Origin of the sequence: Prevotella conceptionensis 9403948 (assembly GCF_000312305.1) — a bacterium.
In the GTDB taxonomy this organism is placed as follows: Bacteria; Bacteroidota; Bacteroidia; order Bacteroidales; family Bacteroidaceae; genus Prevotella; species Prevotella conceptionensis.
On record NZ_HE999448.1, the window covers coordinates 113,198 to 122,678 of the forward strand.

Annotated in this window: 4 protein-coding genes; 3 read left to right on the forward strand and 1 reads right to left on the reverse strand. The window is 50.7% G+C overall.

From position 1 onward, the window contains the following. A partial coding sequence (locus tag BN93_RS09885; RefSeq protein WP_044260377.1) for a S8 family peptidase occupies positions 1 to 2,357 on the forward strand: 2,357 nt, incomplete at its 5' end. 10 nt (positions 2,358 to 2,367) lie between these two features. Next, entirely contained in the window at positions 2,368 to 3,312 is a 945-nt protein-coding gene (locus BN93_RS09890; protein ID WP_044260379.1) for a PorV/PorQ family protein, read from the forward strand. A gap of 1,669 nt (positions 3,313 to 4,981) precedes the next feature. Here the strand turns inward: BN93_RS09890 and BN93_RS09895 are convergent. After that, on the reverse strand, positions 4,982 to 7,945 hold the full coding sequence (locus BN93_RS09895; RefSeq protein ID WP_019188176.1) for a PEP/pyruvate-binding domain-containing protein: 2,964 nt from the start codon (positions 7,943 to 7,945) through the stop codon (positions 4,982 to 4,984). 467 nt (positions 7,946 to 8,412) lie between these two features. Between BN93_RS09895 and BN93_RS09900 the strand changes: the two genes are divergently transcribed. Next, positions 8,413 to 9,481 (forward strand): TonB-dependent receptor plug domain-containing protein (locus BN93_RS09900; RefSeq protein ID WP_044260381.1); only part of this gene is annotated, 1,069 nt, incomplete at its 3' end.

Sequence of the window (9,481 nt, forward strand, 5' to 3'; positions counted from 1 at the left end):
CAGGTCCACTTAATTTTAGCGACCCTTACTTACGATACCAGTGGCATTACACCACAACCATCGGTTCGTATGGCCTGTTTAAAGAAGGGGCAGACGTAAACCTGTTCCCTGCTTGGCAGAAAGAAACGGGCAGCCCCAATGTGGTGGTAGCCGTGATGGACTCGGGTGTCGACTTCGAACACGAAGACTTGGCCGCCTCTGCCTGGCAAGGTGTTGACAAGAATACGGGCCAGAAGATACACGGACGCAACTTCTATGCAGCCGAAAGCGGTAAGGGCGACCCCAACGTTATCGTGGCTGGCGGACACGGAACGCACGTGGCAGGAACCATTGCCGCACGAAACAACAACGGCCTGGGCGTTTGTGGTGTGGCTGGTGGCAACGGCAGCGACGATTCGGGCGTGCGACTGATGAGCTGCGAAATATACGGCCGCGATGGAACCAAAGAGACTGCATCTACCGCTTACATCGTTAAAGCCTTCGAATTTGCTGCCGAAAACGGTGCGTCCGTATGCAACTGCTCGTGGGGTTACGCCTTCGACCGAAGCAAATACCTCAACGACGAGAACTTCCAAAGCATCTTCAAAGCGCAGTTCGACTTGCTGAAAGACGGCATCAACTACTTTACCGACTATGCCGGATGCGACCCGCAGGGCAACAAAAAGCCTGGATCTTACATGAAAGGTGGTCTTGTTGTCTTTGCATCGGGTAACGATTCGCAATACGACATCGACATGATACCCGCCTCTTATCCGCGCGTGGTGGCCGTGGGCGCAACCAGCAGCATGGGTATTCCCACCGACTATATGAACAAAGGGCCGTGGGTTGACATCCTTGCACCGGGCGGAACCACCGAAACAGGCGAGGTAATGAGGGGCGTATTAAGTACCGTACCCAGTAGTTTTGCCCAAATGAGCACTGGCGGTACGCCCAATACCGACTTCACTTTGCCCAATGACAACAACTATGCCTACGCACAAGGCACCTCTATGGCCGCGCCCCACGTATCGGGTATTGCCGCGCTGATTGTGTCGAAGTTTGGTAAAACCAACCCCAACTTCACCAACGAGGACCTTCGCCGCCGCTTGCTAGGAGCCGTAAAGGCCACTAGTCCCTATGCCGTAAAGACCGATGCCAACCTCGCAGGCAAGATGGGTGTGGGCTTTATTGATGCAGATTTTGCCCTTGCCGACCCCGAAACGCAGAAACCCGATGCACCAGAAATAACCGTTACCGACTATTCTGCGGATGCCACTCGCGGCTATTATGATGCCCGCATAACGTGGAAAGTAACCGCCGATGCCGATGCGCTGAACCCACAACACACGGCCTTTGCCTACGACATACACCTATATAAGAAGGCCGACATGAGCAAACCCGTGCAAAGCCTTACTCGTTATTCGTACGACAAGCCTGTCGGCACACAGCTGGAGCAAGAGTTTACGGGGCTAGACACTGATGTAGACTATGTGGTAAAGATGTCGGCGCGCGACCGTTTCAACAATACTTCGGCCGATGTAACGGCTGGTTTCAAAACGCGCCTTAACCATGCGCCCGTACTTGGCGGCGCAATGACCGACACGTTGCGACTACTCGACACGCAACCTTACTTCCATAAGGTGATGCCCGTAACCGATGAAGACGGCCACACATGGAACTATACCACCACCGCGCTGCCAAGTGGCGTTGAAATTAAACGTGTAGGCAACGCCTTAGACCTCTTTATAAAGGTAGGTTCGGTAGGTTCGTACGGATTTGAAGTGACCCTTACCGACCAACTTGGCGGCAAGACGGTGCAGAAATTCGCCTATAAAGTGGTTTCGCACACGGCTCCCACGCCCACAAACGCGCTTGGCGACGTGTCGTTGTTCGAGCAGGGCGAGGCCGCACAAATCAATTTGGCCAACGCTTTCACGGCCATGAGCGGTGGCGAGATGCAATTCTCGGCCACATCTAGCAACGATGCGGTGGTAAAAGCCTCGGTAACGGGCACGCAACTAACGCTAACCCCTGGACAAAAAGGTACGGCCACGATAACCCTCACGGCCATCGACGGCGGCAAACGCACCACAACAACCATCCAGGTGCGTGTTACCGACAAGAACGCACCCGACGTGCACACCATCTATCCCATACCGGCGCACAGCTACATCAAGGCACTTATGCGCAGTGGGGTAGGTAAAGTGCAGGTTATCGTTACCTCTTTGCGCGGCCAAAAGCTTATCGACGAAACCTTAACGCCCGACAGTCGCACGCACGAAGTGACTTTGGGCATCGACCGACTAGCCCCTGGCACCTATTATCTGCTGCTCAAAACCGAGCGCATAACAAGCAAACACACCTTCATCAAGAAATAAACAGCACGCTATGAATAAGATATCAATGGCATTCCTCGCGCTTGGCGCAAGCCTTGCAATGGAGGCCACGGCGCAAAGCCGCATACTACCTGTGCTAGAAGCCACACCCGATGCGCGCACAGCAGCCCTGGGTGGCACTTTGCTTGGCAATGCCAACCAAATGCACATTTACACTAACCCGGCCGCCCTTACCTTTGGCGAAAAACGTTTTGTGGCCGACGTGTCTGCCGAGGCACAGCCCAAGACCGACGAGGGCCGACTGATGCAATACAACTTTGCCACGGGCTATCGCTTTGCCAATCGTTCGGCATTGATGGCAGGCGTGCGTTACCTTGGCGGCCTAACGGTTCCATCGGTGGGTGCTACGGGCGAACCGGATAAGGTTTCGCCCTACGATATGGCCCTCGACTTGGGTTATTCGTTCGCCGTAACGCCCGAAGTGGCCGTGTATGCCACTGCAACCTACGCCCGAAGTCATGCCGCAACCAGCGCAAACGCTTACGCTTTCTCTGTTGGAGCGGCCTATCAGAAGGGTTTCAACATCTGCCCAACTGTTCCAACCACGCTAACCGTTGGCGCACGACTGTTGGATTTCGGCAAGTCGGTGAAGTTTAACGATACGGGCATACCCCAAAGTCTGCCCACTTCGGTGGTTGTAGGTGGTGACTGGGCCGTAAATTTCGCGCCGCAACACGCCCTTACCTATGCCGTTACGTGTCGTTATTTCACCCCGAAAGATGCTAGCGAAACCTTGCTTGCCGGTGGTTTGGAGTACACTTACAACCGCATGCTATCTGCAAGGGTGGGCTATCAGTACGCCGACAAGGGCTCTAATGCCCTTACTTTTGGTGCTGGTGGCGAGTTATCGGGTTTCAAACTCAACGTGGCCTACCACCATGCCTTCGCCGATTACGGCGTAGATGCGCTGATGGTTGGCATAGGTTACGCCTTCTAGCTTTGCTTTGCAGCGCAGGCTGCCTTAAAGTGTGGCACGGCAAAATGCCTTGCCGCACTTTCTTAGGCTCCTATTAATGCAGCGTAAGTTACATCATAAGCGAAAGCCATATCTATGCCGTTATCGCGGCAAGATATGGCTTTTGCGCGTTAAAGGAGAAAAGGTGAAAAGATGACTTTTAAAGGTGAAAGGGTGAAAAGGTGAAAGGGTGAAAAGGTGAAAGGGTGAAAAGGTGAAAAGGTGAAAAGGTGAAAAAGTGAAAAGGTGAAAAGGTGAAAAAATGGCTAACGCCACCTATACAATTGGCTTAACTCCTTAACTCCATAACTCCATAACTCCATAACTCCTAAAGATGAAAGGGTGAAAAGATGGCTAACGCCCTTTAAAGTTGTCTAGCGGTTTCTAGATTTCTAGTTTATTCTAGCTTTCGGACAAGTCGGACAAGCCGGACAAGTCAGACTGGTCCGACTGGTCTGACCTATCCTATTAGCCTAACGCTGCCTAAACATTTGGCTTAACTCCTTAACTCCTTAACTCCTCAACTGGCCAATCTTTGTCCGTTTTTCAGTAAAGACTTTAACGTTATTACTGCATTTTTTTCAACCAAACGCCCAACTTGCCGCAAAAAATCGATTCTTAGACGAGTTTGTTTGGGTACAAAATGGGGGTAGTCTGCGAATGATGCAAAATGAATATCTATTCCAAGGGAACGCCATTTGCAACAGGTTTTGGGCTGTTTGATGCTAAATGTAGTGCGTTTTGCCGCTAAATGTAGTGCGTTTTACCGCTAAATGCAGTGCGTTTTGGTGCTAAATAGCGTGCGTTTTGGTGCAAAACGCAGGGTAAAATGGTGCAAAACGCAAGGCAAAATGGTGCTAAATGCGAGCCAAAAAGTATAAATATGCGCTTGAAAAGTATAAATACAACCCTCTCGAATGGTTAAAAATATGGCTGAAAGGGGCAAAATGGCCATTAAGAAATGGGTTTTTGGGGGTAAAAAGTGGGTATTTGGGCTTGGAAAATTACGAGCCGGCACCCAATCTAGAAAGGTAAAATGGTGCAAAATGCAAACAATTCCCTTAAATTTGGGGTGAAACGGGAGCGCGTTAAGCAGTAAATTGTGGCTAATTGCACGTTTTTTAGCCTTGTTTTTCGCTAGAATGGAGTGGGATAGAAGGTGTGTTTTGTAAAGAATATGGTAGGTTTTTGAAGTTGGTAAGCCTCGTAAAAGTAGATGGGTTAGAAATTCTAGATGGGCTGGTAAATCTAGATGGGCTGGTAATCCTAGTAAATCTAGCAATTCTAGTGAATCTAGTAATTCTAGTTAATCCCGTAGTCCTAGTTAATCTAGTAACTGGTTATCCTAGCTAATCTAGTAACTAGTAATCCAAGTTATCTAGTTAATCTAGTGGTCATGGTAAATCTAGCAATCCTAGTAAATCTAGTATTTCTGGTTAATCTAGCCAGCCTAACTAAGCTAGTAAATTTGGCTCAATGGTCTTGTGCGCTTATAAACTTCCCTGTTTCCTTTTTCTCCTTGTTACTTCCCCCTTGTTACTTCCCCTCTTGTTACTTCCTCCTTTCTCCTTACTACTTTACTACTTCCTCCTTACTACCTTACTACTTCCTCCTCACTACTTATTACTTTCTCCTTACTTCCTTCTCCTTTCTACTTAGAAAAAGCAACCACACCTTCTCCCTTCATTCCATCCATCAATATGCGCAAAGGCTGGTTAAAGCGCACATGTCGCACGTGTTGTGTCTCTTCGATGGCGGGCATAGCATCGAGAATGTCCTTGCGGAAAAGGCCATCGGGAATGTTCGTGTCTATCGTAAAGTAGCCAACACCAAAGCTGGTGAGGTTTTGAAAGAAGTGCGTTCCTTGGCTTGGGTCTATGCGGTAGTTGTTTAATGCCACCTCAACGATGACGCGCGCCGCACTGATATGCGGCCATTTTACGGGAACGCCCAACCAAAAGTCGCTCGAACCCCAACGGCCAGGACCCACAAGAATGTAGTTTCGGTCGGTGCCCAGAAAGCTGTTGTTGATGCGTTCAATTTCTTCGGCCACGCGATAGTTGTCGGCAGCCGAGAAGTTGTCGCCGTACTTAACGTACACCACGTCGGTAACGTCGTCGCTAACGCCATGTCCCAAGGTGTTGTGCGAACGTAGCAGGCACTGTTTGTCGGGTATGGCCGACAGGTCCTCGTCTAGCATTTGTTTGGCATCTACGATGGGGCGTATTTGCAAAAGGTTGAACTCGCCCGTACGGTCGGCGTTGATGTTACAGGCAAACTCAATTTCCACAGGGCGTTTCATGGCGTCCTCGCCATAGCGCATGGCCATTTGCATGATTTGCGGTAGGGGGAAAGCATCGTGCCTAAGCACGCCGCCAAAGGTGATGAGCTTACGCCCGCCCTCGTAAAGGCCATCGCGGATGATGTTGTCGTTGGGGTCGTATGTAGAGGCGATGAAGTGCAACGAATGGTCGGCCTCGGCCTCCTTTACGCCCAGTTTCAGGATGTTAAAGCCGTCGTCTACGGCAAAATCGGTGTTGAGGTGTGTGGTGTCGAGGGCGTAGAATTGCGCTTGCGTGTCGCGCAGAGCAATTTTCATCTCGCTTGTTTGCAGCACTTGGTTGGGGTGATAGGGACTAACGCGCAGTGTCTGACCGCCATCCACGATGTATTTGCCTAGCCCCAGAGCCAAGTTGGCAATGCCGTCTTCGGCTTGTTCGTCGCCAACGGGATAGTAATTGATGGAGCGCAGCACACCACTGATGTTGGGATAAAATCGCCCGCCATAGTCTTTACCCACCACGGCCTGCAAGATGACGGCCATTTTCTCTTGGTCGATAACGTTGCTTGTGGCCGACATGTAGGCCTTTGAGTCTTTATAGAACACGGATGCGTACACGCCTTTGATGGCCGCGGCAAGCATGTGGAGCATCATTTCGGCATCTTCCACGTATGGAATCATGTATGTGCTGTATATTCCAGCAAAGGGTTGGTAGTGCGCATCTTCGAGTAGCGAGCTAGAACGCACGGCAATGGGGCAACGCGTGGCCTCGAAAAAGGTGGTGAAGTCGGCTTTAAGGCTGTCGGGAAGCTTTGCGGCGAGGAAGTGGCGAAGTATCTCGTCGTCGGTTGCATCGCTTAGGGCAATTTGGTAAAGGTTGTTCTGCTCCATAAATTGGTCGAAGAAATCCGTACACAGCACAACCGTCTTAGGGATGTGCACCTTTACGCCCGGAAAGTTGTTAAACTCTGGATGCCGCTTGATGATGTTATCAAGAAAGGCCAGTCCGCGGCCTTTTCCACCCAGCGAGCCGTCGCCGATGCGTGCGAAGTGGGCGTAGCGGTCGAACTTCATGCGGTCGAACACGGCCACAACACCGATGTTTTTCATGTTGCGGTAGCGCACAATGGCCTCGAAGATAATTTGTCGGTGCGCATCCACATCCTTTAATTTGTGCCACGTAACGCCTTTGAGGAAGGCCGAAACAGGGAAAATGGCCCGGGCCGAAAGCCAACGGCTAACGTGGTTGCGGCTGATGTGGAAGAGCATCGAGTCGTAGGGGATGTTGAAGATGTTGTCTTGCAGCTGTTTAAGCGAGGCGATGCGCGCCACCTCCTTGCGCGTTTTGGGGTCGCGGAAGATGAAATCGCCAAAGCCCATGTGCTCTTCCATGAGGTGGCGGAGGTCGATGTTCATCTTCTTCGAGTTCTTGTCTACAAAGCGAAATCCCTCTTTCTCGGCCTTTTCGCGGTTGTTTGTTTCGGAGCTTTCCAGGATGAGCGGCACAAACTCGTCGCGGCGGCGTATCTCGCGCAGCAGCTTGATGCCCGCCTCGGGGTCCTTTACGCCGTCTTTGGGAAAGCGTACGTCGCTGATGACGCCCAAAATGTTGTCGGCGTATTTGTTGTAGTATTCCATCGCCTCTTCGTATGTTCGTGCGAGAACCACTTTGGGCCGGCCCCGCATTCGCAAGGCGGCCGCTTGACGGTTAAGGGCCTCGGTGGATATGCGCTTGCTGTGAACGAGGATGTAGCTGTACAGGTTGGGGAGGATGGAGGAGTAGAAACGTATGCTGTCTTCAACCAGCAAAATCATCTGCACACCGCCTTCTTCGATGTCGTGTTCCACGTTCATCTTGTCTTCGATAAGCTTGATGATGGAGAGGATGAGGTTGGTATTGCCCAACCAACAAAACACGTAGTCGAAGATGCTGAGGTCTTCGTCTTGCATTCGGCGCGTTATGCCGTGCGAAAACGGCGTAAGCACCACGCAAGGCACCAGTGGGAAACGCTCTTTTACGGCATGCGCCACGGCAAATGCGTCGTTGTCGGCATTGCCGGGCATGCAGATGATGAGGTCTACGCTAATGCTCTGCATCACCTCTTCGGCCTCTTCAACGGTGCTAACCTGCTTGAATGTGGGCGGATAGCGCAGTCCTAGTTCAACGTATTCGTTGTACATCTTCTCGTCGATGCGGCCATCGTCTTCCAACATAAAGGCATCGTAGGGGTTGGCTACGATAAGCACATTATATATGCGGTGTTTCATCAGGTCGATGAAGTTGACGTCTTTGAGCAGGATGTCGTTCCACTCTTGCGGTATTCTGTTGTCCATGTCGTTCTGTCTTTATGTTTGGCGTGTGTGGCCCGAAGGCCCAATGGGCGGCGTTTGCCTTGCCGTTAGCGGTGATGCAAAATTAAGGTAATGCGCCCGAACGCCCAAAACATTTAGGAAGAAGTTGCGCATGGGTATGAATTTATTGTGCAAATGCAAAAGGATTGGTGGTAAATAAAGCGCATAAAATGAAAGAATTGCAAAAATGTTTGCTGTCAAAAAGATAGCGAATGTGTGCGAAAACATTGTATTTTGGTTGTGTTTTTATTCATTTATTGCCGAATATTAATCAAAATAACGATTTTAGTTGCAAAATATTTGGTAGGTGTTTAAATTTTTCATAGCTTTGCAATATTCATTAAACGTTTGTAATTCGAACATAAGGCTTTGGCCATCCTTCTACGCTGAATAATCAATAGGCAACCATAAGGTGTTGTTTTTTATAATAACTAATGAGAGAATTTTTTATGGGAAAAAGGTTTACTATGCTATTGGGCAGCCTCTTCTTGTGTATGGGAGCGGCCTTGGCCCAAATGAAAATCTCAGGAACAGTAATCAGTTCGGAAGACGGACAACCCGTGATTGGGGCCTCTGTCGTTGTAACGGGTACGGGTCAGGGCACCGTTACCAATCTCGAAGGACAGTTTACGCTTACCGTACCCGAACGTGCTAAGCTGCATATATCTTCGGCAGGCATGAAGGCTGTGGACGTAACAGCCAAGGATAACATGCGTGTTGTGCTCGAACCACTGAACACTACGTTGGGCGAAGTGGTGGTTACGGCGATGGGCATTAAGCGTTCGGCCAAGGCGTTGGGCTTTTCGGCCACGGCTGTTAAGGGCGACGAGATTGCCGCGGCGCGCACCAACGACATCATGTCGAGCCTTGCAGGTAAGGTGGCGGGCGTGCAAATATCCAGTTCTTCGTCGGACCCTGGCTCGTCTAAGTCGGTTATCGTGCGCGGTATCAGTTCGTTGGGCAGCACCAATCAGCCGCTATACGTTATCGATGGCGTGCCGCTTAACAACAGCACGGTATCTACCGACAGGGACTTGAACCGCGGTTACGACTTTGGTAACGGTGCTAGTGCCGTAAATCCCGACGACGTGGAGAGCATGACCATCCTTAAAGGAGCGGCTGCAACGGCCCTGTATGGTAGCCGAGCCGCCAACGGTGTTATCCTTATCACCACCAAGACGGGTAAGAAAGCCCAAAGGGGACTGGGTATAGAGTATAACGGCGGCATGCAGTGGGAAACGCTGTTGCGCCTGCCGCAGATGCAAAACGACTTTGGTATGGGTTGGTATGGCAACAAAACCGACAACGAGAACGGCTCTTGGGGGCCGCGTTTCGATGGTTCGTGGTTGCGTTACGGAGCGGTTTACGAAGGCACACAGAACTTTAAGAGTTACGTGCCGATAAAAAACAACGTGCGCGATTTCTTCGACACGGGCTATCGGTACAGCAATAGTGTGTCGCTTAACGGCGCAACAGACGTGAGCAACTTCTTCCTCAGCCTGTCGCAGATAAGCCAAG

Excerpts from the sequence above, each read along its gene's own strand:
- BN93_RS09890 (WP_044260379.1), top strand. The coding sequence starts at position 2,368 with ATGAATAAGATATCAATGGCATTCCTCGCGCTTGGCGCAAGCCTTGCA.
- BN93_RS09895 (WP_019188176.1), bottom strand. The coding sequence starts at position 7,945 with ATGGACAACAGAATACCGCAAGAGTGGAACGACATCCTGCTCAAAGAC.